The sequence below is a fragment of the Sinorhizobium alkalisoli genome, from assembly GCF_008932245.1.
In the GTDB taxonomy this organism is placed as follows: Bacteria; Pseudomonadota; Alphaproteobacteria; order Rhizobiales; family Rhizobiaceae; genus Sinorhizobium; species Sinorhizobium alkalisoli.
The window spans coordinates 158,882-183,784 of record NZ_CP034909.1 but is presented as its reverse complement, the minus strand read 5'-3'; the positions used below and the strand labels follow the sequence as shown (position 1 = coordinate 183,784).

Annotated in this window: 24 protein-coding genes; 13 read left to right on the top strand and 11 right to left on the bottom strand. The window is 63.6% G+C overall.

Annotation, left to right across the window (positions count from 1 at the left end):
• Positions 1-26: 26 nt before the first annotated feature.
• The 3 genes from EKH55_RS00855 to EKH55_RS00845 are packed head-to-tail and all read right to left on the bottom strand — an operon-like array spanning position 27 to position 3,456.
• Complete coding sequence (locus tag EKH55_RS00855) at positions 27-1,637, bottom strand: 5-guanidino-2-oxopentanoate decarboxylase (RefSeq protein WP_151610799.1); 1,611 nt, start codon at positions 1,635-1,637, stop codon at positions 27-29.
• Positions 1,634-2,824, bottom strand: coding sequence for a pyridoxal phosphate-dependent aminotransferase (locus EKH55_RS00850; RefSeq protein WP_151610798.1), 1,191 nt, complete (start codon positions 2,822-2,824; stop codon positions 1,634-1,636). The genes EKH55_RS00855 and EKH55_RS00850 overlap by 4 nt, the downstream gene beginning before the upstream one ends.
• Before the next feature lie 17 nt (positions 2,825-2,841).
• Complete coding sequence (locus EKH55_RS00845) at positions 2,842-3,456, bottom strand: TetR family transcriptional regulator C-terminal domain-containing protein (RefSeq protein ID WP_069459554.1); 615 nt, start codon at positions 3,454-3,456, stop codon at positions 2,842-2,844.
• A 271-nt stretch (positions 3,457-3,727) separates the two neighbouring features.
• Here EKH55_RS00845 and EKH55_RS00840 point away from each other — a divergent pair, with 271 nt between their 5' ends.
• From EKH55_RS00840 to EKH55_RS00805, 8 genes are all read left to right on the top strand, one after another.
• Positions 3,728-4,501 carry an ABC transporter ATP-binding protein gene (locus tag EKH55_RS00840; protein WP_069459555.1) on the top strand — a complete coding sequence of 258 codons (774 nt, stop codon included), beginning with the start codon at positions 3,728-3,730 and terminating at the stop codon, positions 4,499-4,501.
• Positions 4,502-4,536: 35 nt separating this feature from the next.
• Entirely contained in the window at positions 4,537-5,319 is a 783-nt protein-coding gene (locus EKH55_RS00835) for a transporter substrate-binding domain-containing protein (RefSeq protein ID WP_069459993.1), read from the top strand.
• 57 nt (positions 5,320-5,376) lie between these two features.
• Positions 5,377-6,096, top strand: coding sequence for an ABC transporter permease (locus EKH55_RS00830; protein ID WP_069459556.1), 720 nt, complete (start codon positions 5,377-5,379; stop codon positions 6,094-6,096).
• On the top strand, positions 6,093-6,917 hold the full coding sequence (locus EKH55_RS00825) for an ABC transporter permease (RefSeq protein WP_069459557.1): 825 nt from the start codon (positions 6,093-6,095) through the stop codon (positions 6,915-6,917). The genes EKH55_RS00830 and EKH55_RS00825 overlap by 4 nt, the downstream gene beginning before the upstream one ends.
• 1 nt (position 6,918) lies before the next feature.
• Entirely contained in the window at positions 6,919-8,088 is a 1,170-nt protein-coding gene (locus EKH55_RS00820; protein WP_151610797.1) for a M20 aminoacylase family protein, read from the top strand.
• A 199-nt stretch (positions 8,089-8,287) separates the two neighbouring features.
• The gene (locus EKH55_RS00815) at positions 8,288-9,697 is read left to right on the top strand and encodes a cytochrome ubiquinol oxidase subunit I (protein ID WP_069459559.1); all 1,410 of its coding nucleotides are present in this window, start codon (positions 8,288-8,290) and stop codon (positions 9,695-9,697) included.
• Positions 9,687-10,691, top strand: coding sequence for a cytochrome d ubiquinol oxidase subunit II (gene cydB, locus EKH55_RS00810; protein WP_069459560.1), 1,005 nt, complete (start codon positions 9,687-9,689; stop codon positions 10,689-10,691). The genes EKH55_RS00815 and cydB overlap by 11 nt, the downstream gene beginning before the upstream one ends.
• A gap of 326 nt (positions 10,692-11,017) precedes the next feature.
• Positions 11,018-11,323 carry a chorismate mutase family protein gene (locus EKH55_RS00805; RefSeq protein WP_151610796.1) on the top strand — a complete coding sequence of 102 codons (306 nt, stop codon included), beginning with the start codon at positions 11,018-11,020 and terminating at the stop codon, positions 11,321-11,323.
• 84 nt (positions 11,324-11,407) lie between these two features.
• Here the strand turns inward: EKH55_RS00805 and galE are convergent, their stop codons facing one another.
• From galE to mscL, 3 genes are all read right to left on the bottom strand, one after another.
• Complete coding sequence (gene galE / locus EKH55_RS00800; RefSeq protein WP_151610795.1) at positions 11,408-12,442, bottom strand: UDP-glucose 4-epimerase GalE; 1,035 nt, start codon at positions 12,440-12,442, stop codon at positions 11,408-11,410.
• 156 nt (positions 12,443-12,598) lie between these two features.
• On the bottom strand, positions 12,599-13,765 hold the full coding sequence (locus tag EKH55_RS00795) for a pyridoxal phosphate-dependent aminotransferase (protein WP_151610794.1): 1,167 nt from the start codon (positions 13,763-13,765) through the stop codon (positions 12,599-12,601).
• A gap of 147 nt (positions 13,766-13,912) precedes the next feature.
• Entirely contained in the window at positions 13,913-14,350 is a 438-nt protein-coding gene (gene mscL, locus EKH55_RS00790) for a large conductance mechanosensitive channel protein MscL (protein WP_151610793.1), read from the bottom strand.
• Between the two features lie 227 nt (positions 14,351-14,577).
• Here mscL and EKH55_RS00785 point away from each other — a divergent pair, with 227 nt between their 5' ends.
• Positions 14,578-18,081, top strand: a complete 3,504-nt coding sequence (locus tag EKH55_RS00785; protein ID WP_151610792.1) for a PAS domain-containing hybrid sensor histidine kinase/response regulator — start codon at positions 14,578-14,580, stop codon at positions 18,079-18,081.
• Between the two features lie 37 nt (positions 18,082-18,118).
• Here EKH55_RS00785 and EKH55_RS00780 read toward each other — a convergent pair whose 3' ends face one another.
• Together EKH55_RS00780 and EKH55_RS00775 are read right to left on the bottom strand one after the other, a co-directional pair.
• On the bottom strand, positions 18,119-18,763 hold the full coding sequence (locus EKH55_RS00780) for a response regulator transcription factor (protein WP_069459566.1): 645 nt from the start codon (positions 18,761-18,763) through the stop codon (positions 18,119-18,121).
• Between the two features lie 120 nt (positions 18,764-18,883).
• On the bottom strand, positions 18,884-19,321 hold the full coding sequence (locus EKH55_RS00775; protein WP_069459567.1) for a hypothetical protein: 438 nt from the start codon (positions 19,319-19,321) through the stop codon (positions 18,884-18,886).
• Positions 19,322-19,486: 165 nt separating this feature from the next.
• Here EKH55_RS00775 and EKH55_RS00770 point away from each other — a divergent pair, with 165 nt between their 5' ends.
• Positions 19,487-19,834: a DUF952 domain-containing protein gene (locus EKH55_RS00770; protein ID WP_069459568.1), complete on the top strand. Its 348-nt coding sequence runs from the start codon at positions 19,487-19,489 to the stop codon at positions 19,832-19,834.
• On the top strand, positions 19,831-20,919 hold the full coding sequence (locus EKH55_RS00765) for a quinone-dependent dihydroorotate dehydrogenase (RefSeq protein WP_069459569.1): 1,089 nt from the start codon (positions 19,831-19,833) through the stop codon (positions 20,917-20,919). Before EKH55_RS00770 ends, EKH55_RS00765 begins: the two co-directional genes overlap by 4 nt.
• Here the strand turns inward: EKH55_RS00765 and EKH55_RS00760 are convergent.
• From EKH55_RS00760 to EKH55_RS00750, 3 genes are read right to left on the bottom strand one after another with little or no spacing between them, the layout of a single operon-like run.
• A complete protein-coding gene (locus EKH55_RS00760) occupies positions 20,895-22,256 on the bottom strand; it encodes an MATE family efflux transporter (protein WP_151610791.1) in 1,362 nt (453 codons plus the stop codon). The genes EKH55_RS00765 and EKH55_RS00760 overlap by 25 nt on opposite strands.
• A gap of 50 nt (positions 22,257-22,306) precedes the next feature.
• Positions 22,307-22,810: a CAP domain-containing protein gene (locus tag EKH55_RS00755; protein WP_069459571.1), complete on the bottom strand. Its 504-nt coding sequence runs from the start codon at positions 22,808-22,810 to the stop codon at positions 22,307-22,309.
• A gap of 2 nt (positions 22,811-22,812) precedes the next feature.
• A complete protein-coding gene (locus EKH55_RS00750) occupies positions 22,813-23,079 on the bottom strand; it encodes a DUF6460 domain-containing protein (RefSeq protein WP_069459572.1) in 267 nt (88 codons plus the stop codon).
• Positions 23,080-23,222: 143 nt separating this feature from the next.
• Between EKH55_RS00750 and EKH55_RS00745 the strand changes: the two genes are divergently transcribed.
• Both EKH55_RS00745 and EKH55_RS00740 read left to right on the top strand, forming a co-directional pair.
• Complete coding sequence (locus EKH55_RS00745) at positions 23,223-24,161, top strand: class I SAM-dependent DNA methyltransferase (protein WP_069459573.1); 939 nt, start codon at positions 23,223-23,225, stop codon at positions 24,159-24,161.
• Between the two features lie 105 nt (positions 24,162-24,266).
• Positions 24,267-24,902: a YitT family protein gene (locus EKH55_RS00740; protein ID WP_151610790.1), complete on the top strand. Its 636-nt coding sequence runs from the start codon at positions 24,267-24,269 to the stop codon at positions 24,900-24,902.
• Position 24,903 lies beyond the last annotated feature (1 nt).

Here is a 24,903-nt window from a genome sequence, read left to right as displayed (position 1 = left end):
CCACGGATTTCTTCTTTCGCTCTCCCTCAGGCGGTAGCGCCGACAGTCCTCGTCTGGTGAATTTCGATCAGCGAGGGACCCGTTCGCGCGGCCGCATCCGCGAGTGCGCCCGGCAGTTCCTCAATGTCGACCAATCGCACGGCCGCGACGCCGTAAGCCCTGGCCGTCAGCAGGAAGTCCGGAGCCGTCGGCCTGACGCCTTCCGGGACGATGCCGGCCTCGAGCATATGGGTTTCGATCTCCCGGTAGCCGCCATTGTTCCACACAAGGAAGATCACCTTTGCCTCCGCATCGACGGCCGATCCGATCTCAGACAGCGAAAATTGAAAACCGCCGTCGCCGACAAGGCAGACGACCGGTCGCCCTGGATCAGCAATCGCTGCGCCGACGGCTGCGGGCGGCGCATAGCCGAGCGCGCCGTAGCCGGTAGCCGAGTTGAACCAGGCGCGCGGCCGCGGCGCGTCGCAATAGAGGTTGCCGGCATAGACCGCCTGGGTCGAATCCCCCACGATGGTGCAATCCGGCAGCGCCTGAAAAATCGCGTCGATGATGCCCACCTCCGCCCGCATCTTCGATGTCAACTCCTCGAGCGCTGCCTTTCGCGTCGCCTCGGCCCGCGATGTGTCGTCCTTCGCTGTTCGGTCGGGGAGCAAGCCGACTATGCCGCCCGTCGCAGCCTTCGCGCCGGAGAGGATCGAGAGCGCCGTGCGCGGACCCCGCGCAAGCTGTGCCGCATCGATATCGATGCGGATGAGATCTCGGAGCTCGGGGAAACCGCCGTCGGCATAGAGATCGTAATCGGTTTGCCCCATTTCGGTGCCGAGGGCCAGCACCAGATCCGCGTCGCGGAGCAGCGCGCGCACGGTTTGGAGGCTCGGGCTCGCGGGCACGCGCAAGGGGTGACCCGCCAACAGGCCGCGCGCGTTGACGGTCGTGACCACGGGTGCCCCGATCCGTTCCGCCAACACACGCAGTTCCGCTTCGGCAGCCAGCGCGCCGCCGCCGCAAAGAATGACCGGCCGGGACGCGTCGGCACAGAAGGCGGCCGCTTTCTGCAGCGTTTCTCCGTCGGCGCACGGGCGGGTCGCCATGGCCGGCCTTGCCGCTTGGCTCCCGACCGTGTCAGCCATCACGTCTGTCGGGATCTCAATGTGGACTGGACCGGCGCGGCCGGATAGCAGCACGGCAAAGGCGCGGTCGATGACCAGCGGCAGGTCGGCCGGATTGAGCAGCGTATGCGAATAGAGCGCCAGGGTCGTCATCATTCCATGCTGGTCGGGCAGTTCGTGCAGCAAGCCGCGGCCATGCCCGAGCGAATCGCGGCGGTTGACGCCGGAGATCACCAGCATGGGGATCGAATCCTGCCGGGCCTGCGCCATGGCGGTAATCGTATTGGTGAGACCGGGACCGGTGATGACCAGCGCGACGCCCGGCTTGCCGCTGACGCGCGCATAGCCGTCTGCCATGAAGCCGGCGCCCTGCTCATGGCGCGGGGTAACGTGGCGGATTTTCGAAGCCGCAAGACCACGATAAAGCTCGACCGTGTGCACGCCGGGGATGCCGAAGACAACTTCGACCCCGTTTGCCTCCAGGAGTCCGACGAGAGCTTCACCGACGGTTTTCATCGCAACACTCATGCGCGGCGTTCCCTTCTCGTCGTGCGGCGCTCGGCCAAGGCTGCAATGCGACGGCAGGCTTCGTCGATGGTCTCATCCGGAACCGTGAGGCTTATCCGGAGGAAGTTCTTCGCCTGCGTGCCGAAGGACGCCCCCGGCATCACCGCCACGCGTTCCTCTTCAAGCAGTGCCCAGGCAAAGGCATCGCCGGAGAGTCCGGTGCCGGCAACGTCGATGAGGGCGAACATCCCCGCCTCCGGCGGCAGGACCGCCACGCCCGGCACATGGGAAAGACCGTCGACTATACGACGCGCGCGCCGGCCATAGGTCTCCCGCATCCGCCGCGCGGTATCGATCTCATGCGTCAGGGCATAGGCCGTCATGTCGGCGATGAAAGGTTGCTGACCGAACAGCATGGTTTCGGAAACCGGCAGGAGGCGCCGGGTGAACTCAGCCGGCCCGACGGCCCAGCCGCTGCGAAAACCAGGCGCGGCATGGGACTTCGAAATAGACGAAACAACGATCGTTCGTTCGGCGAGATCCGGATCGTCGAAGGGTGAAACGAAGGTTCCGCTGAAGACCAGCTCCTCGTAGACCTCGTCGCAGACGATCCAGAGGTCGTGGCGGCGGGCCACCTCGCCGATCGCCGCGATTTCGGCGGCCGTAAGCACCGCGCCGGTCGGGTTGTGCGGAGTGTTGAGCAGCAGCACGCGACATTCGGGCGTGACGGACCTTTCCAGGTCTTCCCGCTGCATGTGGAAACCAAAATCAGGTTTCAGCGCTACGAATACCGGATGGGCGCCGGCCGCACGTATGACGCCTTCATAGGTCGCGTAGAGCGGATCGCCGACGAGCACGCCGTCGCCCGCCTCGGCCAGCCCCAGCATCACGGCAAAAAGCGCCGTCTGGGTGCCGGGGAAACAGAGGACGTTCTTCGCCGTCACGTCGGCTCGGCGGCGACGGTATTTTTCCGCAATCGCCGAAACCACGGCTGCCTCGCCGCGGCCGTTCGAGTAGCGATACCGACCGGCGTTCATGGCGCGCTGACACTCGTCCAGCAGGGCGCGGTCGGGCGGCAGGTCCGGTTCGCCGATCGTCAGTTCGATGATGTCGGCACCGCTGGCTTTCAATTGCCGCGCACGAATGTGCAGGGCCCACTTGCCGGATCCGAGATCGGCCAGCCGCGAGGTGATCGACGCATAGCGCATGTGATTTCTCCCCTCCGTCATTCGTCTATAGGCAGGCCAAGCAACGATTCGACCGAGGCCATGGCGATGCTGATCAGTTCTCCCTCGCGGAAGAGATCGCCGGCGAGGCAGCCTTCGATCCAGAGCCCGTCGACCAAACCATTGATTGCGATGGCGTAGCGGCGACAGAGCTCCGCACTCGCCGGCCTGCCCTTGGCCGCGAGAAAATCGCTCAATAGGTCCTGGAGGGCATTGCGGAAGGCCAAATAGCCTTCGCGGTGAATCTCTGCGAGGACAGGATCAACCCTCACCTGGCTGATGAAAGCTGCCCAGAGCGAGACGCTGCGGCTGTCGGCCACCGGCTCGCTGAGATTGATGCAAATAAATTCCCGGAGACGCGTCGCCGGATCGCCCTCGACTGTTTTCGCCTTTTCCGTCAACGAGGCGATCACGGCCCGGTAGGCCTCCGCGATCATCTGATCCTTGGAGTCGAAATAGTGCCGGACGAGCCCCGCGGTCACGCCGGCGCGGACCGCGATCTGGCGGACGGTGGCACCCTTGAGACCGAACTCGGATATGCAGTCGAGCGTCGCCTCGATCAGCTCCTGCCGGCGCTCGCCTTCCGGAGCGCGGTGAAAGCTGCGGCGCGTCATGACCGCCCCCGGAGCCCGGCGTCTCCGGTCCAAGTCATTGCCTTCCAACCGAATGGGCTCATGGGCTGCTCCTGCGGAGGGTTCGTTCGAGCGGGAATTCCGCCAGAAAATTGGACGGCGCACCTATTATACACTTGAATAATAACGGCACAAGTGCAACCATATTGGCAGGAAACAGCGCGACAAGCCGAAAAATGCTGCACGACAGCGCCACAAGGGGAACTGTTTTCATGCTTTCGAGAAGCCCGCAAACCACGGGAACCGGTCACCGATGACGGAGGCGGCCGAGGCAATCGCTATCAGTGACCTCCACAAGCATTTCGGACCGTTGAACGTGCTGAAGGGCGTGTCGCTAACGGCACGCCCGGGCGATGTCATCGCGATCATCGGCGGCAGCGGTTCGGGCAAGTCTACGCTGCTGCGCTGCATCAACATGCTGGAATTGCCCTCGGCCGGTCGGATCAGCGTTCACGGCGAAGAGATCCGGATGAAACCCGATGGGAAGGGCGGACTGGTGCCGGCGGACCGCAGGCAGGTCCAGCGGATCCGCACCCAGCTTGGCATGGTTTTCCAGAGTTTCAATCTCTGGCAGCACATGACTATCCTGGAAAATGTCATCGAGGCTCCGGTGCATGTGCTCGGCAGATCCAGGGACGAAGCCGTGGAGATGGCCGAAGCGTTGCTCAGGCGGGTCGGGCTCTACGAGAAGCGCGACGCCTATCCTGCCTTTCTTTCAGGGGGCCAGCAGCAGCGCGCGGCGATCGCCCGGGCGCTGGCGATCCAGCCGCTCGTCATGCTCTTCGACGAGCCGACCTCGGCGCTCGATCCGGAACTCGTCGGCGAAGTGCTTTCGGTGATCGGCGACCTTGCGCAGGAGAAGCGGACGATGATCCTCGTCACCCACGAGATGAAGTTCGCCCGCAACGTCGCGAACCACATCGTTTTCCTGCACAACGGCATCATCGAGGAACAAGGACCGCCGGAAGCGATCTTCGGCGCGCCGAAATCCGAAAGGCTCCAGAAATTCATCCGCTCCATTCATTGAATTCCTGAATGCTCAACAACCACAAGGGGAACAGCATGAAGAAGACATTGAAGCTCCTGGCGTTGGCCGCCGCCCTCTCGATTGCCGGCGCTGCCGCCGCCATCGCTGAAACGGTCAAGGTCGGCATTGCCGCCGAACCCTACCCGCCCTTCACCTCGCCCGACGCCAATGGCAATTGGGAGGGCTGGGAAATCGAATTCATGAAGGCGGTTTGTGCCGCGGCCAAGCTCGATTGCGTAGTGACTCCGGTCGCCTGGGACGGCATCATCCCGGCGCTCAACGCGAAGAAGATCGACATGATCGTCGGGTCGATGTCGATTACCGAGGAGCGACTGAAGACGATCGATTTCTCCGACAAGTACTACAACACGCCAACCGGGATCATCGGCGCCAAGGGCGAAGACATCCAACCGACGCCGGAAGGGCTCGCCGGCAAGACGCTGGGCGTGCAGGTCTCGACCGTGCACCAGGCCTATGCGACCAAGCATTTCGCGCCTGCCGGCGTGGAGATCAAGGAATATCAGACACAGGACGAGGCAAATCAGGATCTCGCCGCCGGTCGCCTCGACGCGGTGCAGGCGGATGCGATTGCCCTCGGCGCTTTCCTCGAGAGCGACCAAGGCAAGGCGTGCTGCGATTACAAGGGCGACGTCGCCCAGGATGTCGAGGTGCTCGGCCCCGGTGTCGGCGTCGGTCTGCGCAAGGGCGAGACCGAACTCAAGGACAAGATCAACGCGGCGATCAAGGCGATCCGCGAGGACGGCACCTACGAGGCCTTCTCGAAGGAGTATTTCGACTTCGACATCTATGGCGGCTGAGCCGCAACCGGCCGGCGATCATAAGACCGCCGGCCGAAGCGTTCGGAGTTGACCGCGATGGATTCCTTCGTCAACTGGAGCCTGCTTGCTCTTTCGGCCCCGGGCTGGGGCGGCGTTCTGCTGCAGGGCTTCCTCCGCTCGATCGAAATCGCCCTCGGGGGCTATGCGCTCGGGCTCCTGCTCGGCATCGGCGGCGCCTTCGGAAAACTCTATGGCGGGCCGGTGCTGCGCGATCTGCTCGAATGCTACACCACCGTCGTGCGGGCCGTGCCGGAGCTCGTGCTGATCCTGCTCCTGTATTATGCGGGCACCGATCTCCTGAACCAGTTGCTCGGCCTTGTCGCAATCGGCCCGGTCGACATCAGCGGCCTGCTGGCCGGCATCTTCGTCATCGGCGTCGTCCAGGGTGCCTATTCGACGGAGGTGCTGCGCGGCGCGATCAAGGCGGTGCCGGCGGGTCAGATCGAGGCGGCGCGCGCCTTTGGCATGTCGCCGGCCAAGGTTGTGAGACGGATCACGCTGCCAGCGATGCTGTCCCATGCCATTCCCGGCCTCGCCAACCTCTGGCTGATCGCAACTAAGGACACGGCGCTGCTCGCGGTCGTCGGCTTTGCCGAGCTGACGCTGGTAACCCGCCAGGCAGCCGGCGCCACGAAAGCCTATTTCCTGTTCTTTTGCGCGGCAGGTGCACTCTACCTGGCGCTGACCCTCGTTTCCAACCTCTTCATCGGCGTCATCGAACGGCATGCCCGCCGCGGCCTGGTGGAGAGACGATGAGCAACGAAACCACGCACGCGCTCGCCTTGGCGCCCGAAGACCTCCCTAAAGCGGAGAGCTTCTTCAAGCCACATCGGATCGTGTTGATCGTGCTCTTTGGAGCGCTGGTCACGGCCATCGCCCTCTTCATGCGCTGGGATTGGCTGCCGCGCTACCTGCCTCGGCTCGGGACCGGCATTCTCGTCAGCCTGGCAATGCTGTTCAGTACGTCGATCCTGGGCTTCCTGCTTGCGGTCCCGCTCGGGCTCGCCCAGGTGACGGGTCCGTGGTTCCTGAAGGGCCCCGCCCGTCTCTTCTGCACCGTCGTTCGCGGCACGCCATTGCTCCTGCAGCTCTGGCTGCTCTATTACGGGCTCGGATCGCTCTTTCCCCAATTCCCGGCAATTCGTCAGTCTTTCCTCTGGCCCTATCTGCGCGAGGCCTGGCCCTATGGAGTGGCGGCGCTGACGATCTCCTTCGCCGCCTATGAGGGCGAGGTGATGCGCGGCGCCTTCGCGGGCGTGCCACAGGGCGAATTGGAAGCGGCGCGCGCCTACGGAATGGGGCGTTGGACGCTATTCCGGCGTATCTGGCTGCCGCGTGCCGTCCATCGGGCGCTGCCGACGCTCACTGGCGAAACCGTGTTGCAGCTCAAATCCACGCCGCTGGTGGCCACAATCACCGTCGTCGACGTCTATGCGGTGATTTCAAAGGTTCGGCAGGAGACCTATCTGACCTACGAGCCGCTGCTTCTCCTCGCGCTGATCTACATGTGCCTGACAGGCCTTCTGGTCCTGGCCTTCCGTTATTTCGAAAACCGCATACCAACCCGTGGTGCCTGACATGAAACTTTCCGCCGCCATCGACAATGCCACGCCGGAGCTGGTTGCGATCCGCCGGGATTTGCACGCGCATCCGGAACTCGGACTGGAGGAAAAGCGAACCTCCGCTTTCATCGCGCGTCATCTGGAAACCCTGGGCTATCATGTCACGACGGGGCTTGCGAAGACCGGAGTCGTCGGCACGCTGACAAACGGCACCGGCTCCCGCTCCATTGGTATCCGAGCCGATATCGACGCGTTGCCGATCCACGAGGAGACGGGGCTCGACTACGCAAGCAGGACGCCGGGTCTGATGCATGCCTGCGGCCATGACGGCCACACGGCAATGCTGCTCGGAGCGGCCCGCGCTCTCGCCGAGCGGAGGAACTTCGACGGCACGGTGCACCTCATTTTCCAGCCGGCCGAGGAGAATTTCGGCGGCGCGAGGATCATGGTCGAAGAGGGTCTGTTCGAAAAATTTCCATGCGACGCCATTTTTGCGCTCCACAACGAACCGGCCCTGCCCTTCGGCCAGTTCGCGCTCCGCGAAGGGCCGGTGATGGCGGCGGTGGATGAGGCGCGGATCACTGTCCACGGCCGCGGCGGCCACGGTGCCGAGCCTCAGGAGACGGCCGATCCGATCGTCTGTGGCGCCAGCATCGTGATGGCGCTGCAATCGATCGTATCGCGCAACATCCATCCGATGGACCCGGCGGTCATCACCGTCGGTGCGTTTCACGGGGGCTCGGCGAGCAACATCATTCCGGAACGGGCCGAAATGGTCGTCGGCATTCGCTCCTTCGACGCGGCCGTGCGCGATGAACTCGAACGCCGCATCCGCACGATTGCCGAGGCGCAGGCGGAAAGCTACGGCATGCGCGCGACTATCGACTACGAGCGCAGCTATGACGCGACGATCAACCACAAGAAGGAGACGGACTTCGTCCGCGACCTCGCGTTCCGCTTCGCAGGAGTCGACAAGGTGATCGACCTTGCCCGTCCCTATATGGGCAGCGAGGACTTCGCCTATATGCTCAAGGAAAGGCCGGGGACCTACTTCTACCTCGGAGCGAAGGCGACAGGCGAGGAGAAGCCGCTCCACCACCCCGGCTACGATTTCAACGATGGCCTGCTTCCGATCGGCGCCGCCTTCTGGACGGAACTTGCAGAAACCTACCTTGCACGGTCCTGAGGCCGCCTTCCGACCAAAATGCCGCAGGCGAAAGATTGCCGCAGTGTGACAACGTGGCGGCAGGGCCGTCATTGACCTTTGGCAATTTTCCCTCAGATTCAATCACACGATGAAATCAACGGCGCCGACACCGGTTGCGGCGCCGATGAGCGACAATGCGGGGACGAAGTGATCCTCCTTGCGCCGAAAGGATTGCGCCGTGTTCGAAGCCTTTGATGCAACTCTCATTGCACGCATTCAATTTGCCTTCACTGTCTCCTTTCACATCATCTTTCCGGCTTTTTCCATCGGTCTTGCAAGTTATCTCGCCGTTCTCGAAGGGCTGTGGCTCTGGAAGAACGACGATGTCTATCTGGAACTGTTCAATTTCTGGAAAACGATCTTCGCCGTCGCCTTCGGCATGGGCGTGGTGTCCGGCATCGTCATGTCCTACCAGTTCGGCACAAACTGGAGCGTGTTCTCCGACAAGGCGGGCCCGGTCATCGGGCCGCTGATGGGCTACGAGGTGCTGACGGCCTTTTTCCTCGAGGCCGGGTTCCTTGGCGTCATGCTGTTCGGCCTGAACCGGGTCGGTCCGAGGCTGCATTTTCTCGCAACGGCGATGGTCGCTTTCGGCACGCTGATCTCGGCCACCTGGATCCTGGCGGTGAATTCCTGGATGCAGACGCCGGCCGGCTTCTCGGTCAACGAGGCGGGCCAATTCGTTCCCGTCGACTGGTGGGCGGTGATCTTCAATCCATCCTTCCCCTACAGACTCGTGCATATGGTGCTCGCCGCCTACCTGACGACCGCCTTCGTCGTCGGCGCCTGCGGGGCATGGCACCTCTTGCGCAACACCGCTCCGCGCCGCGCCCGCACCATGTTTTCCATGGCCATGTGGATGGCGGCGATCGTGGCGCCAATCCAGATCTTTGCCGGCGACCAGCACGGGCTCAACACGCTCGAACACCAGCCCGCCAAGGTGATGGCGATGGAAGGCCACTATCAGAGCCATCCCGATGGAGCGCCGCTGATCCTCTTCGGCATTCCCAACTCCGCGGACAAGCGGGTCGATTACGCGATCGAAATCCCGAAGCTGTCGAGCCTCATCCTGAAACATTCGCTCGATGCACCGCTTGCCGGCCTCGATACGGTACCCGAACAGTTGCAGCCGCCGGTCGGCATCGTCTTCTGGTCCTTCCGCGTCATGCTGCTCATGGGGTTCTCCATGCTCGGCATCGGCCTCTGGAGCCTCTGGTGTCGCCATCGCGGCACGCTCCACACGAATGATTGGCTGCACCGCATCGCTGTTATCATGGGCCCATCCGGCTTCGTGGCCGTACTCGCGGGCTGGATCACCACCGAGGTCGGGCGCCAGCCCTACACGGTCTATGGCCACCTCATGACGGCGGATTCGGTCTCGCCGATCGAGGCCCCGGCCGTCGGCGCTTCGCTCATCGCCTTCATCATGGTCTATTTCCTCGTCTTCGGAGCCGGGACCTTCTACATACTGCGGCTGATGGCACGCCTGCCGCGCGACACCTTGCCGGAGCTCGGCGAGGGACCAATACGCACCGCCGGCGTCGCGCCCGGGCCGGCTCAACCCCATGGAGGCCAACATGGACATTGACCTGCCGCTGATCTGGGCCGGGCTCATCGCCTTCTCTGTTCTCGCCTATGTCGTTCTCGACGGCTTCGATCTCGGCGTCGGCATCCTCTTTCCACTGTTTCCCGAAAAACACGATCGGGATGTGATGATGAATTCCGTCGCCCCCGTCTGGGACGGCAACGAGACCTGGCTGGTGCTCGGCGGTGGCGGGCTGATGGCCGTCTTTCCCCTCGCCTATGCCACGGTCCTGCCGGCGCTCTACGCGCCGATCATCGCCATGTTGCTCGGCCTCATCTTCCGCGGCGTCGCCTTCGAATATCGCTGGCGGACGCGCCGCGGCGAGTTCTTGTGGAACTGGGCTTTTGCCGGCGGCTCGACCCTCGCAGCCTTCGCGCAAGGGCTGGCGCTCGGCGCCCTTGTCCAGGGTATCCCCGTCGAGGATCGCGCCTATGTCGGAGGCTGGTGGGATTGGCTGACGCCCTTTTCGATCGTGACGGGTCTTGCCATCGTCGTTGGCTATGCCCTGCTCGGCGCCACCTGGCTGATCATGAAGACCCGCGGCGCGCTTGCCGACAGCGCTCGCACCATCGCCTTGCGCTGCTCTTTCGCCACCATCGCGGCAATGGGCATCGTCAGCCTCTGGACGCCGTTTCTGGAACCGGTTTATCTCGAACGTTGGTTCGGCTGGCCGACGGCCATCTTCAGTGTCATCGTACCGCTGCTCGTGCTCGGCTGCCTCTATCTGCTGCTGAACGGCATTCGCGACCGGCACGACACCCAACCCTTCATCGCCGCGCTCGGCCTCTTCGTCCTTGGCTATATCGGCATCGGCATCAGTTTCTATCCCTACATCGTCCCGCCGTCGCTGACCATCTGGGACGCCGCGGCTCCGGACGACAGCCTCGCCTTCCTGCTCGTCGGCGCCGTCGTCCTGGTGCCGATCATTCTCGCCTACACCGCCTATGCCTATTGGGTCTTCCGCGGCAAGGTCGATCCGGAGGAGGGCTACCATTGAGCGCCGACGGCCTTAGGCGCAAGCTCCTCTGGTTCTTCGGCCTTTGGCTTGCCGGCGTCGTCATCGTCAGCCTGGTGGGGGTGGCGATAAAGCTGGTGCTCGGGAATTGAGAAAGCCCCGCTCAAGCCTGCCGAGCTAATTTCTTCAGACACGTCGGCAGGCGATCGCCGGATGGAGACAGGACCGCACCCTGCTTCCCCGGATGATCGCCCGCCGAGGTGACCACATCCGGCACTGCGGCCCTTTTACCCCTTCTCAGCCGGCATCCGCTTTGGTAGCAGTTCGGCGCGATGAACGGGGCGCAACCGCCCCGGCAGGAGCCGGATATGTCAAGGACACCCGCAGAATGCACGACGATGGCGGATGTGCGTGCCGAAATCGATCGCCTCGACCGCGCTCTGATGATGCTGTTTGCGGAGCGCTGGGGCTACATCAACCGCGCCGCGGAGATCAAACGCCCGCTGAAGCTGAAGGCAGACATTCCCGCGCGCGTTGCCGAGGTCAAGGAAAACGCCGGCAGGACTGCGATCGAGCTCGGCCTAGAACCGAACTTCTATGCGAAGCTATGGGCGCAACTGATCGACCATTCGATCGCGCATGAGCGCCAGATCCTCGGTGAAGACGAGGCATGAGGCGAGCGCACCGCGCCTGGCGCATGGAGCCAAAGCGACCTTTGCGCGTCTGAAAAGACGCGCGGCGCTGTAATCGCCGCTGGATCAGCCGTTGACGACGAGCCGCCGGCTCTCTTCCGCCCCCCCATCGAAACTGTTCTTGCGACTGAGATAATTCTCCCAATCGAAAGCGCTCTGGATGATGTGCTCCAGGCCCGCATGGGTCGGCACCCAGTCGAGCTTGAGTCGCGCTAGCGATGGATCGGCCACGACCTGCGCGGCGTCGCCCGGCCGCCGCGGCGCGTAGTCGACGCGGAAATCCCGGCCGGAAACCCGCCGCACCGCGTCGATGACCTGCAGCACCGAGAAGCCCTCGCCGTAGCCGCAGTTCAGGACCAGGGGCTCGCCGCCCCCTCTCAGATATGCGAGTGCACTCCCGTGTGCGTCTACCAGATCGCTGACGTGGATATAGTCGCGAACCCCGGTGCCGTCCGCCGTTGGATAATCGGTGCCGAAGACGTCCACCTTGCGGCGCTTGCCGAGCGCCGTCTCGCAGGCGACCTTGATGAGATGGGTGGCTTCCCGCGTCGACTGACCGGCTCGGCCGAGCGGATCTGCGCCGGCCACATTGAAATACCGGAGCGCCACATAGCTGAAATCATGGGCCGCAGCTGCATCCTCGAGCATCATCTCGGACATCAGCTTGGAGCGGCCGTAGGGGCTTTGGGGACGCAGGGTCGCCGTTTCCGTGACCGGATCGGGCGTGTCCTGCGGGCCGTAAACCGCTGCGGTCGACGAGAACACGAAGCGGCGGATTCCTGCCTCTATGGTCGCAGCGATCAGCGTGCGCGTCCTTGCCGTGTTGTTGTCGTAATAGACGAGCGGATTGGCGACCGAGTCCGGCACCACCGCCGACCCGGCGAAATGGACCACCGCATCGATGTCGTTCTCGGCAAAAATCCGTGCAAGAGCGGACCGGTCTCCCACATCGCCGAAATAGAAGCGCGCCTCGGGCGCCACCGCCCAGCGAAATCCGGTCGTCAAGCTGTCGAGCACGACGACGCGCTCCCCTGCGTCAAGCAGGGTCCAGACCATGTGGCTGCCTATATAGCCCGCCCCTCCGGTTACCAGTACGGCCATTGATTGCTTTCCACCCCTGTGAACCCGGGAACAGGAAAGACGGGTGTTGCTTTCAGAATCGGTAAAACGGACGCACTCGGCCGGGCTTCGCCGCCTATTCTCGCCGGCGTCGTTAAGCCACGCTTGGCGAAAACGATCGCGTTTTATCGATCGGCCTCAGCGAGCGAGAATGTAGGCGCGCAGACGCTCCGCCGCCTCGGCGATCTGGGCCGGATCGCGCAGGAAGCAGGCGCGCATGAAGAGTTCGCCGCCTTTGCCGAAGGCTGTCCCGGGCGCGAGGCCGACGCCGGTCTTGTCGACGATGTCGATCACCGCCTGCCGCGAGTTGGCGATGCCGTCGATCTTCAGAAAGGCGTAAAGCGCCCCTTCGGGCTTGAGCGTTTCAACCCGATTGGTCGCAATCAGCGCATCGCAGAAATGGTCGCGATTGGCCCTCGCCCTGGCGACGTTCTCGTCGACGAAAGCATCCCCCTCGTCGAGGGCCGCGACGGCGCCACGCTGCATGAACTGCGCAACGCCGGAGGTTGAATACTGGATGAGGTTTTCGAGCACCTGCCCCATGGCCGGCGGCGCGACGATCCAGCCGACGCGCCAGCCGGTCATTGCCCAGTTCTTCGAGAAGGAATTGACGAAAAGAATGCGGTCGTCCTCCTCTGCGATGTCGAGGAAGGATGGAGCCCTTCCTCCGAGATAGTAATAGAGCGCATAGATTTCGTCGGCGATGATCCACAGACCATGCTTGCGTGCCAGGGCGAGAATGGCCGCGAGGTCTTCACGAGATGCGGTCCAGCCGGTCGGGTTGGACGGCGTGTTGATGAAGAGCGCGCGCGTCTTCTCCCCGATCGCCGCCTCGAGCCGATCGAGGTCGAGCCGCCACTTGCCATTCGCGAAATGCAGCGGCACGGAAATCGGGCGCGCACCGGAGAGATCGGCGGCAGCCGCAAAATTCGGCCAGGCCGGCGTCAGCAGGATCATCTCGTCGCCCGGGGAAGTGATCGCCTCGATCGCAAGCTTGATCGCCTGCATGCCCGATCCGGCAACATAGAAATTCTCGGGCGACAGCGTCTTCTGAAAGCGGCGCTGATAGTAGCGCACCAGTGCTTCGCGGAGCGGAGGGATGCCGCGCTGCCAGGTGTAGAAGGTCTCGCCGGCCGCCAATGCTTCCGCCGCCGGCCGGCTGATGAAGTCGGGGGTCGGAAGATCGCCCTCGCCGACCCAGAGCGGGATGAGCCCTTCGCGACCGCGCGCATAGTTCACCACTTCGACGATGCCGCTTTCGGGCGCAGACAGGGCACGGGGACTGAGGCTGGACATGATCGTCATCGGAGGCTCCTGTTGCCCGCCGCTTCTAGACGCATTGGCGCCGACGATCACGCGATTTTCTCTGACTTATCGATCGATTTCTGTGATGCTTTCGCGGCCGGCCGGGGACGAACCCAGGCGCCGGCCGCGAACTGTGGCATCTGTCGCTCAGGTGCGCTGCTTCAGCAGATCACGGATTTCCGACAGCAGTTGGATGTCCGGTGGCGGCGGGGCAGCCGGGGGAGCCGGAGCAGCGGCCTTTTCTCTTTCGACCGACGCACGCACGCGGTTCACGAGCTTGATCATCAGGAAGATGATCCAGGCGAGGATGAGGAAGTTGAGGAGCACCGTAATGAAGTTGCCATAGGCGAAGACGGCGCCCTGCTCACGGGCGGCGGCAAGGGTCGGCGCCGTGACACTCGGCGAAAGCGCCAGGAAGTAATCGGAGAAATCGAAGCCGCCGCCCGTGATCGCACCGATGATCGGCATCACGAGATCGTTGACGACCGAATCGACGATCTTGCTGAACGCCGCGCCGATGATCACGCCGACTGCAAGGTCGATCACATTGCCGCGCGCGATAAACTCCTTGAATTCGTCCAGCATGCGCACCTCTCGGTAAGGTTACGAGCAATCGCCGCCTGCCCCCTCGGCAACCGGCGGTGGGACCTTAGACCAAAGGCGGGCGCGATGGAACTCTCCTTGAGGCACCTGCAGCCAACGATCCCGCGGACGCCCGGTCGGCACTCCGTGCGGTCTTGGACTTAAGACGAAGAAGCAGCCAATTCTCAATGGAATGGACTTGCCCTATGCTGCCGATCGAGGAGTGAGGCATGCTCTCGGGTTCAATCATCTTTGCCTCCGCTTTCGCCTATCTGCTGCTGCTCTTTGCGGTCGCAAGCTATGGCGACCGCCAGGCCGGAAAAAACAAGATCGCCGGTAAGGGCAGGCCGCTGGTCTATGCGCTCAGCCTAGCGATCTATTGCACCTCCTGGACCTATTTCGGCGGCGTCGGGCTCGCGGCCGAACGCGGCCTCGAATTCACCGGCATCTATATCGGTCCCATTCTGATGTTTACGGTCGGCCTGCCGCTGATCCGCCGCATCGTCCGGCTCGCCAAGACGGAGAGGCTGACTTCGGTCGCCGATTTCCTGGCCGCGCGCTATGGAAAGAATCCCACCGTCGCAGCGATTGTGGCCTTGATCTCGCTCGTCGGGGCGATCCCCTACATCGCCCTTCAGCTCAAGGCCGTGTCGAGCTCCGTCGCCGCGATGATCGACACCAGCGAATACGGCATCGGTTCGGGGGAGCATTTCATCGACCTGCCTCTACTGGTCACGCTCTTCCTCGCCTGTTTCGCAATCGTGTTCGGCACGCGCCACACGGATGCGACGGAGCACCAGGACGGCCTGATCCTCGCGATCGCGATGGAATCGGTAGTGAAGCTCGCGGCCATGCTGGCGGTGGGCGTCTATGTCGTCTTCGTACTCTTCGGCGGCCCCGCCGAACTCATGGAAAGGGCGCAGCAAAGCCCGGAAGTCCTCTCCGCGCTTGCCTACGAGACGCCGGCGGCGCGCTGGATCCTGCTGATCGCGCTGTCGGCGTTCGCGATCATCATGCTGCCGCGGCAGTTCCACGTCACCGTCGTCGAGAACCGCACGGACACGGAACTGCGCACGGCGGGCATCCTTTTTCCGCTCTATCTGATCGCCATCAATCTCTTCGTGCTGCCGATCGCGATTGCCGGGATTCTGACGTTTTCCGGCTCCGGCGACGCGGACCTTTATCTGTTGACGCTGCCGCTGGCGAGCGATCTGCCGCTCTTGACATTGACAACCTTCATCGGAGGCTTCTCCGCCGCAACCGCGATGGTCATCGTCGCCTCGGTCGCCCTGTCGATCATGGTCTCCAACGACATCGTCATGCCTGTATTCCTGCGTCGCCGGCTGGGGACTCGCGGCTCGCTGCAGGAAGACATGGCCGGCACGCTCCTTAACATCCGCCGCACGGCAATTCTCTTCGTGCTGCTGCTCGGCTATGGTTATTACCGCTCCGCCGACATCAGTGCCGGCCTCGCTTCGCTGGGCCTGCTCTCCTTCGCCGCGGTCTCGCAGATGGCACCGGCGCTCTTCGGCGGGCTGGTCTGGCGGCAGGCGAACTCCCGCGGCGCGATCGCTGGCATGGTGTCGGGCTTTCTCGTCTGGGCCTACCTCTTGTTCCTGCCGAGCCTCGGCGGCCCGGACAACTCCCACGTCGCGTCGACGGTGTTGAGCTTCCTGCTGCCCTTCACCGATCTCTTCTCCGGGCCGCAGTCGGATCCGCTCGTCAGCGCAACGGCGCTGAGCATGCTCGTCAATGCGTCAGCCTACGTCCTAGGCTCGCTGACGCGCGCACCGAAACCCCTGGAGCGCATCCAGGCCGGTGTTTTCATCACCCGCCGGTCCCGCACGGAAGGAACCTTCCGCGGGCGCAAGACCAAAGTGACGGTGCGTGATCTGAAGACCACGATCGCCCGCTACATGGGCGAGGAACGCATGCAGCGCTCGTTCCACACCTATGAACAGCAATCCGGCCGCTGGCTCGACGACAACGCCTCCGCAGACATGGCCCTCGTGCATTTTTCCGAACAACTGCTCGGCAGCGCCATCGGCTCCTCATCTGCGCGACTGGTTCTCTCGCTCGTGCTCCAGCGCGTTGACGATGCCTCCTCGGACACGGCCTGGCTGCTCGACCAGGCAAGCGAGGCGCTGCAATATAACCAGGACATGCTGCACACCGCGCTTTCTCAGATGGATCAGGGCATCGCCGTCTTCGACAACGCCAACAACCTGATCATCTGGAACCGCCGTTTCCGTCAATTGCTCGATCTGCCGGAGTCAACCGGCCAGGTTGGCTTCCCGCTTGCCGACATCGTCGCGATCCTCGCCCGCCGCGGTGATCTGCGTAAGGAGGACGAGAAGGCGCTGATCGCCAACTTCCTGACGCTCGACAAGCCTTTCCTGCTGGAACTGTCCAATGGCACGCGCATCATCGAAGTGAGGACGAATGCGATGCCCGACAAGGGCATCGTCACGACCTATACGGACATCACACAGCGCGTGGCCGCCGACATGGCGTTGAAACAGGCGAACGAGACGCTGGAAATGCGCGTCGCCGAACGGACGGGTGAATTGACGCTGGTGAATCGGGAACTGGCAGAGGCGCGGGCAGCGGCCGAAGAGGCCAATATCGGCAAGACCCGCTTCTTCGCCGCCGCCGGTCACGACATTCTGCAACCCCTCAATGCCGCACGCCTCTATTCTTCCTCGCTCGTCGAGCGACTGGGCGACTCTGACAACCGTGCGCTGGTGCAGAACATCGATTCATCACTCGAATCGGTGGAGGCCATTCTCGGTGCCGTACTCGACATTTCGCGTCTCGACACCGGCGCGATGAAACCGCGGCTGCAGTCGGTGCCGCTCAACGAACTCTTCAGGCGCATCGAGACGGATTTTGCGCCGATGGCCCGGGCGAAAGAGATCAAGCTCGTCATCATGCCGACTTCGCTCGTCGTGCACAGCGACCCGAACCTCCTGCGGCGCGTCGTTCAGAACCTCGTTTCCAACGCCATAAAGTACACGCTTCGGGGCAAGGTTCTGGTCGGCGTCCGTCGGCGTGGACAAACGGCGGCAATCGAGGTGCTCGACTCCGGCATCGGCATTCCCCCGTCGAAGTTCCGTACCGTATTCAAGGAATTCGCGCGGCTCGACGAAGGCGCGCGCACCGCAGCCGGCCTCGGGCTCGGGCTGTCGATCGTCGACCGCATCTCGCACGTGCTCAATCATCCGGTCAGCCTGCAATCGCAGCCGGGCAAAGGCACCCGTTTCAAGGTGAGCGTTCCGATGGCCGTCAGTGCCGGCAAAGCGGCGGTCCAACCGGTCGCAGCCACGAAGTCGGCCGATGCGCTCACCGGGCTCAACGTGCTGTGCATCGACAACGAGTTGAAGATCCTCGACGGCATGGCGCTGCTGCTTGGCGGCTGGGGCTGCACGGTGACCACGGCGGAATCGCTCTCCGCCTGTGCGGGGATGGGACCGGAGAAGCTTGCCGTGCGGCCGGACGCCATCGTCGCCGACTATCACCTCGGCGACGGCACCGGCATCGAGGCAATCGCCTGCATCCGCGCGCTCTGGAAAGAGAACATTCCGGCGCTGATGGTGACGGCGGACCGCACGCCTGAAGTCCGCAGTGCCGCCGAACGCGACTGCGTCTCGCTGCAGCACAAGCCGGTACGTCCCGCCGCCCTGCGTGCCTGGCTGACGCAGCTCGCCGCTGCATCAAGGGCTGCGGCGGAGTAGAATAGTCGCACCGAGTTTGCACGATCGAGCGGACGCGTCAGGCCGCGACGCTTCCGAGCTTCTGCAACTGGATAACGGCCTGCGTGCGGCTGTCGACATCGAGCTTTAGCAGGATTGCCGACACATGTGCCTTGATCGTCGCCTCGGACACGCCGAGTTCGTAGGCGATCTGCTTGTTGAGCAGGCCCTCGGCAAGCATCGACAGCACGCGAGATTGCTGCGGCGTGAGGGTCTGCAGCCGATGCATCAGATCGGCAACCTCCGGCTCGTATTGCTGATTCCGGTCGTAGTCGGCCGGCACAAATACTTCGCCGGCCATCACCTTGGCGATGCCGTCGCGAATCTCTTCGATGCCCGCGGATTTCGACAGGAAACCTGCAGCGCCGAGGTCTATCGCGCGGTGGATGGTGGCCGGATCGTCATGGGCGGAGACAATCATCACCGGCAGGCTGGGGAATTCGGCGCGCAGCGCAATCAGACCGGAGAGACCGCTGACACCCGGCATCGTCAGGTCGAGGAGCATCAGATCCGCGTCCGGGTGGTCGGCCGCAGCCTTGCGCACCGCTGAAAAGTCGCCCGCCTCGACAATGGCCGGGGCGCCGGCCATGCCGCTCAGCGCCTGGCGCATCGCGCCTCGAAATAGCGGGTGGTCGTCGGCAATGATGATGGTCATGTCCGGCATGGTGACGCCCCCTCCCAAGAGCCTCGGCTGCAACAGTACCTGCTGCAGCAATCTTATTACCACCGAATCGGCATCGACATAAGGACGCATGCCGCAGCCCGGTGTCGCCCAGGGGCGAATTCACGTCCGGTCGGGTACCTGCCCACCCTCCTCGGCGGGCGACTTCCCTTTGTCGTCGAATTCCTTCACGATCCCCATGAACTTCCGCATCACTCTTTCCATGATGCTCATTGTCCGGTCAATCTCTTCGTCGGTCGGAAGATCCGGTTTGCTTGCTGCCGCTCCTCTCCCAACGGCTTTTTCCAGCGCTTCGACGCGCCTGGTGAGAAGATCGAGCTCCCTCTCGAAGGCTGCGCGCTCGTCGGCCGCCATCCGGCAGACGAGTTCTCCGTTCTTCTCCTGGCAGAGGTCAACCTCGCCGGTTTCGGTGTCGAGCCGGGCGAACCCCGTCTCGGATTTCTGCATCGTGTAGCGTCCAGGCGACGATTCCTGGGCGGTCACCGAAAGCGCCCATCCAAGACTCAGGCCGAACACCAATGCTGCGGTTGCTTGCTTCATGACATCCTCTTCCGGAAGCCTCCTGTGCTACGTTCATCCTCGCACGCCCAAAGGGACGCTCGGCGCCGTAGAGAAATCCGCCTCGATCTGGTGTTGCACGGTGGACATGCGGCTATATTTGCGGCAAGGCCATGGCTCGGTTTTCACGACGGACGAGCGGACAGCATGAACGCTACCATATACAAGATCGTTCCGGCACTGCTTTGGCAGGAGGCGCGGCGCACGGGACGATTCGATGGCGCACCTATCGATCTCGCCGACGGCTTCATCCATTTTTCGACCCGTGATCAGGTGACCGAAACGGCCGCGCGCCATTTCGAGGGACAGACGGACCTCCTGCTGGTCGCGGTGAACGCGGCCGTGCTCGGGGACAAGCTCACCTATGAGCCATCGCGTGGCGGCGCACTTTTTCCGCATCTCTACGCGCCGCTCACTCTCGATGCGGTGCTGTGGGAAAAGCCGCTGCTGCTTGACGACGACGGCGACCACGTGTTTCCAGAGCTTGCCCCATGACCAGACCTTTCGAAAGCCTCGCCCGTCGCGGCCTGTTTCTGCTCGACCCCGAGTCCGCCCATGGCCTCTCGATCCGGGCGCTGAAGAGCGGTCTCGTCCGGAGCTGTGCAGCGCCCGCAGACCCAAGGTTGGTGCAAACCGTGGCGGGCCTGACCTTTGCCAATCCGATCGGTATGGCGGCGGGCTATGACAAGAATGCCGAAGTGCCCGAGGCGCTTCTGAAGCTCGGCTTCGGTTTTACCGAGATCGGCACGGTCACGCCGCGTCCGCAGGCGGGCAACGACAGGCCTCGGCTTTTTCGCCTCGTGGAAGACGAGGCTGTGATCAACAGGCTCGGCTTCAACAATGAAGGGCACGGGGCGGCGCTGGCGAGGCTTCGGGGCTACTCGCGGGAGGCTTTGGTCGGCGTCAACATCGGTGCCAACAAGGACAGCGCCGACCGCATTGCCGACTACGTGGCGGGCATTCGCACCTTCTACCCGGTCGCACGCTATTTCACCGCCAATATCTCCTCGCCCAATACGCCGGGCTTGCGCGATCTCCAGGCGCGCGAAAGCCTCGCGGCGCTGCTTTCGGCCGTGCTTGCCGCACGCGAGGAGGAAGCAGGAAAGACCGGTAGGCGCATCCCGGTTTTTCTCAAGATCGCCCCGGACCTGACCGACGAGGGGATGGACGACATTGCGGCGGAAGTGTTGGCGCATGATCTCGATGGACTGATCGTATCGAACACCACGCTCTCGCGCGAGGGACTCAAGGACCAGCGGCAGGCGAAGGAGACCGGCGGACTTTCCGGCAGGCCGCTCTTCGAGAAGTCGACGGCGGTCCTCGCGCGGATGCGCAAGCGCATCGGGCCCGACATGCCGATCATCGGCGTCGGCGGTGTCGGTTCGGCCGAAACGGCGGCGGAAAAGATCCGTGCCGGCGCCGATCTCGTCCAGCTCTATTCCTGCATGGTCTACCAGGGACCGGGTCTTCCGGGTCGGATCGTGCGGGGGCTTTCCGCGCTCTGCGACCGCGACGGACTTGCCTCCATCCGCGAGATCCGCGACAGCCGCACCGATTACTGGGCCGGACGGAAAGTCTGAGCCGCCCGGCGCGGCACCAGGGCGAGCAGTGAAAGCCCTCGCATCAGCAGGAAGAGGTTGAGCCCCGCCCAGAGACCGTGATTGCCGAACAGGGGCACGAGCGCGGCGAGCGAGGCGCAATAGACGAGGAAGGCGGCGATCATCATATTGCGCATGTCGCGCGACCAGGTGGCCCCGATGAAGACTCCGTCCATCAGGAAGGCGAGCGCGCCGGTCAGCGCCGTGAGGGCCGCCCAGGGCATGTATTCGTACGCCGCTGCGCGCACCACCGCCACCGTCGTCAACAGATCGACAAGCGCATTGCCGAAGGCGAGGAACGCGAGCGTCGTCGCCGCGGCCAGCCCGAGCGCCCAGGCGACGGTCATCCGCAGGGCGCGGTCAAAAGCCGGCCTGTAGGCCGCCCCGATCGAGCGCCCCGTCAATTGCTCGGCCGCATTGGCAAGCCCGTCGAGATAGTAGCCGGCAACCAGGAAGATGCTCATCAGCACCGCATTTGCGGCAAGCGTTACCGGGCCCAGAGCGGTGCCGATCCGCGTCATCAGCGCAAAGGCGGCGAGCAGCACGAAAGAACGGATCATGATGTCGCGGTTGAGGCCGAAGAGCGCCTTCAGGCGGTTCCGCGCGAAAACGGCCGCCCAGCCGGGCGCGTCCTGCCCGTCGAAGCGGCCGAAGACGATCAGGAAGCCAAGGACCGCACCGACCACCTCGCCAGTGACCGTGGCGATCGCAACGCCGGCCACGCCCCAGCCGAGAACGAGCCCAAGCAGGATCGAAAGCACGATGTTGGTTCCGTTGATGATCGTCTGCAACAGGAGGCCGAGCGTACCCTGGCCACGGCCGAGCACGAATCCGAGAATCGCGTAATTGGCAAGCGCCGCCGGACCCGAGAGGATCCGATAGAAGAAATAGGTGCTGGTGACCGCCGCGACCTCTGGCCCGGGCGCCATCAGCCACAGGCCGACCAGGAGCAGCAGCGGAGAGAGGAGCAGGATTCCTAGCCCGCAAACGAGCGCGATAGCCATGGACCGCCAGAAGACCGCCTGCTGCTCGCGCCGATCGCCCCGGCCACAGGCCTGGGCGACGAGGCCGGTCGTGGCGGCGCGCAGGAAATTGAAAGTGGCGAAGATGAGGTCGAACATGACTGCGCCGACCGCAAGTCCGGCGAGCATCTCCGCCCGACCAAGCCGGCCGACCACGGCCGTATCGACAAGGCCGAGCAGCGGTGTCGTCAGGAAACCGAGCGTCATCGGCAGCGCGATGGAAAAAATCAGCCGGTTGCTGACGTGAAACGGGCCGGCACTATCGCCGGCGGGTTCCAGGCTTTCCATGGCAGTCATCGTTTCATCCCATGCGGCCACTCCCGCAAGGTCCGTCTCGGGGAATCAGCTCAGCCGCAGAGCACCATGGCCCAATAGGGACGATTTCCGGAAGCGGAATTTTGTGCAGTCGCAACGCCGAGACCGCGATAGTTGCCGAGCATGTTCTTCAGATGGTTCGGCGAGTTGACCCAAGCCCGATAGGCGCGCTCGGCGTCTTCCTGGCCCATGGCGATGTTTTCGGCTGCGGGCAGGGTGACGCCTTCGCCCTTCATGCGGTCGTAGAAGTCGTCGCGCCAGCCGATATTGTGCTGCATCTTGCCGGCTCTGGCCATTCGCACCGCCTGGTGCATCGCTGCAAGGGACGCTGCCGGGTCGCGCGCGAGCGCCGAAAGCCCCCTCCCCTCACGCAGCGCGTTGACGTAGCCGAGCGTCGTCTCCGTCTGGTCGCTGCGGGCGCCCTCGTCGGAGACGAGCCCATCGTAGGCAGAGCAACCGGCGATCAAGCCGAGCGAGATCACGGAACCGGCGCGCAGGATCAGCACTCTGCGGGGAAGACAAATCGAATCCGCCATGCCTACCGCCGATAGCTCAGGATACGAAGGAGGAGGAAAGCCGGGATAACGACGGCGGCGCCGACGAGGAGATAGTCCCCGACCCTACCGAGCGCGGCAAAGCCTTTGTACCAGACGTCGAGCAGGAAGTTGCGGATGCCGTAGTAGATATCGACAGGGTACCAGTCGAAGAAGGTCATGACGAAGCCGACCAGGATCGACACGACGACGAGCTTGACCAGCACGCGCAGCGGCGAGTCACCCAGGAATCTATTTATGCCGTCCGACATGGGCGAAGAATTCTCCTGTTTTCCCTCACATAAGCCGACATTCCTGCCCCCGCAACCCGCGAGCAAGGGGCCCATCCAGATTCCGCTTGTGTTTTGTCGCGCCCGGCCCCAGAAGCGTCCGTCGCAACGGAACCGCCACCGTCATGATCTTCAACCAGCTCTCCTCCGGTGACTTGATCGCCGACCGACGTGCCGACTACGCAAATATGCTCGCCGAAGGCGGCGAACTGCAAGCCGCGGCCGAACTCATGGCCCAGGCCCTCGAGCTCGCACCGAACTGGGCGGCCGGCTGGTTCCGGCTGGCGGACTATGAAGAAAAATCGGGCCGAAAAGAGGCAGCCATCGAGGCCCTTGGCAATACGCTCCGCCTCAACCCGGACGACATTTTCGGTGCCAGTCTCAAGCTTGCACTCCTCGGCGCCGCCGAGACGCCGGAGCAGCCGCCGAGCACCTACGTCGAGCGGCTCTTCGACGACTATGCAGAACGCTTCGACGAGGCGCTTACCGAGAAGCTGAACTACAGCGTGCCGGAAAAGCTCGCCGCACTCATCGATCGGACGAGCGGCAGGCAGCGCTTCCGTCACGTCACGGACCTTGGCTGCGGAACGGGGCTTTTCGGTGAGCGCGTCCGCGACCGCTCGGACTTTCTCGAGGGCTTCGATCTATCGGCCAACATGCTCGCCAAGGCCGAGGGGAAGGCGATTTACGATCGGCTGAGCCAGGCGGACCTCTCTTTGCTGCCCGAGGTGTGCGGCCTGTTCGGCGAACTGGAGGAGCGGCGTGCCGATCTCGCCAGCGCCGCGGATGTGCTGATGTATCTCGGCAATCTCGAAAGCGTGTTCCTCATCATCGACCGGTTGCTGAAGCCAGAGGGTTTCTTCGCCTTCTCGGTAGAGAAGGCGGCAGCGGAGGAGGGCTTCGTGCTCCGGCCGTCGCTGCGTTATGCGCATTCGGAGCCTTATGTCGCTTCGCTCTGCGCCGGACACGGGCTTTCGCTGATCGCGGTCGAACGCACGTTCATTCGCATGGATGCCGGCCTGCCGGTGTCCGGCATATTGTTTCTCGCCCGCAAAGGCGCCTGACGCGCAACGCTGCCATGCGAAATAGGTCAGCATTGCTTACATATTTTTCTTGATTATTTTTGTGCACTGCAGCATTGTCATGCCAGCACGAGCAGGGGATTGGTCATGGCACAAGGCAGCAGTGTTTTCGGTCTCTGGAACACCAGTCCCACCAGGCACACGCCGATAGAGGATGTGCAGGGCATCTTTTCCGGCAGCCTTATTGCCGCTCTGGGCCTCTATTTTCTCGCAAGCGCCGGCCTTCTGACCGGCAGCACCGCCGGCATCGCCTTTCTGCTGCATTACGCAACCAGCGTGAACTTCGGCCTCGCCTTTTTCCTTCTCAACCTGCCCTTCTTCTATCTGTCGCTGAAGCGGCTCGGCCCCGCTTTCACCGTAAAGACCTTCATCGCCATCGGACTCACCTCGTTCCTCACCGACGCGCAATCGCGGCTCTTTCAGATCGGCCAGATCCATCCGGGCTGGGCGGCGCTCATCGGCGGCCTACTGCTCGGATACGGCCTGCTGGCGCTCTACCGCCATCGCGCCAGCCTCGGGGGCGTCGGCATCCTCGGCATCTATCTGCAGGAACGCTTCGGCATTCGCGCCGGGCTTGTACAGCTTGTAATCGACATGGCCGTTCTCGCCGTCGCCTTCGCGGTCACCACGCCCGGGGTCGTCGCCTGGTCTGTGCTCGGCGCGATCGTCCTCAATCTCTTCGTGGCGATCAACCACCGCGCCGATCGCTACATCGCGCTCTGAA

Excerpts from the sequence above, each read along its gene's own strand:
- EKH55_RS00775 (WP_069459567.1), bottom strand. The coding sequence starts at position 19,321 with ATGAAGCAAGCAACCGCAGCATTGGTGTTCGGCCTGAGTCTTGGATGG.
- EKH55_RS00785 (WP_151610792.1), top strand. The coding sequence starts at position 14,578 with ATGCTCTCGGGTTCAATCATCTTTGCCTCCGCTTTCGCCTATCTGCTG.
- EKH55_RS00825 (WP_069459557.1), top strand. The coding sequence starts at position 6,093 with ATGAGCAACGAAACCACGCACGCGCTCGCCTTGGCGCCCGAAGACCTC.
- EKH55_RS00835 (WP_069459993.1), top strand. The coding sequence starts at position 4,537 with ATGAAGAAGACATTGAAGCTCCTGGCGTTGGCCGCCGCCCTCTCGATT.
- EKH55_RS00830 (WP_069459556.1), top strand. The coding sequence starts at position 5,377 with ATGGATTCCTTCGTCAACTGGAGCCTGCTTGCTCTTTCGGCCCCGGGC.
- EKH55_RS00745 (WP_069459573.1), top strand. The coding sequence starts at position 23,223 with ATGATCTTCAACCAGCTCTCCTCCGGTGACTTGATCGCCGACCGACGT.
- EKH55_RS00795 (WP_151610794.1), bottom strand. The coding sequence starts at position 13,765 with ATGACGATCATGTCCAGCCTCAGTCCCCGTGCCCTGTCTGCGCCCGAA.
- EKH55_RS00760 (WP_151610791.1), bottom strand. The coding sequence starts at position 22,256 with ATGACTGCCATGGAAAGCCTGGAACCCGCCGGCGATAGTGCCGGCCCG.
- EKH55_RS00755 (WP_069459571.1), bottom strand. The coding sequence starts at position 22,810 with ATGGCGGATTCGATTTGTCTTCCCCGCAGAGTGCTGATCCTGCGCGCC.
- cydB (WP_069459560.1), top strand. The coding sequence starts at position 9,687 with ATGGACATTGACCTGCCGCTGATCTGGGCCGGGCTCATCGCCTTCTCT.
- EKH55_RS00740 (WP_151610790.1), top strand. The coding sequence starts at position 24,267 with ATGGCACAAGGCAGCAGTGTTTTCGGTCTCTGGAACACCAGTCCCACC.
- mscL (WP_151610793.1), bottom strand. The coding sequence starts at position 14,350 with ATGCTGGACGAATTCAAGGAGTTTATCGCGCGCGGCAATGTGATCGAC.
- EKH55_RS00750 (WP_069459572.1), bottom strand. The coding sequence starts at position 23,079 with ATGTCGGACGGCATAAATAGATTCCTGGGTGACTCGCCGCTGCGCGTG.
- EKH55_RS00850 (WP_151610798.1), bottom strand. The coding sequence starts at position 2,824 with ATGCGCTATGCGTCGATCACCTCGCGGCTGGCCGATCTCGGATCCGGC.
- EKH55_RS00840 (WP_069459555.1), top strand. The coding sequence starts at position 3,728 with ATGACGGAGGCGGCCGAGGCAATCGCTATCAGTGACCTCCACAAGCAT.
- galE (WP_151610795.1), bottom strand. The coding sequence starts at position 12,442 with ATGGCCGTACTGGTAACCGGAGGGGCGGGCTATATAGGCAGCCACATG.
- EKH55_RS00780 (WP_069459566.1), bottom strand. The coding sequence starts at position 18,763 with ATGCCGGACATGACCATCATCATTGCCGACGACCACCCGCTATTTCGA.
- EKH55_RS00820 (WP_151610797.1), top strand. The coding sequence starts at position 6,919 with ATGAAACTTTCCGCCGCCATCGACAATGCCACGCCGGAGCTGGTTGCG.
- EKH55_RS00845 (WP_069459554.1), bottom strand. The coding sequence starts at position 3,456 with ATGACGCGCCGCAGCTTTCACCGCGCTCCGGAAGGCGAGCGCCGGCAG.
- EKH55_RS00765 (WP_069459569.1), top strand. The coding sequence starts at position 19,831 with ATGACCAGACCTTTCGAAAGCCTCGCCCGTCGCGGCCTGTTTCTGCTC.
- EKH55_RS00805 (WP_151610796.1), top strand. The coding sequence starts at position 11,018 with ATGTCAAGGACACCCGCAGAATGCACGACGATGGCGGATGTGCGTGCC.
- EKH55_RS00770 (WP_069459568.1), top strand. The coding sequence starts at position 19,487 with ATGAACGCTACCATATACAAGATCGTTCCGGCACTGCTTTGGCAGGAG.
- EKH55_RS00855 (WP_151610799.1), bottom strand. The coding sequence starts at position 1,637 with ATGAGTGTTGCGATGAAAACCGTCGGTGAAGCTCTCGTCGGACTCCTG.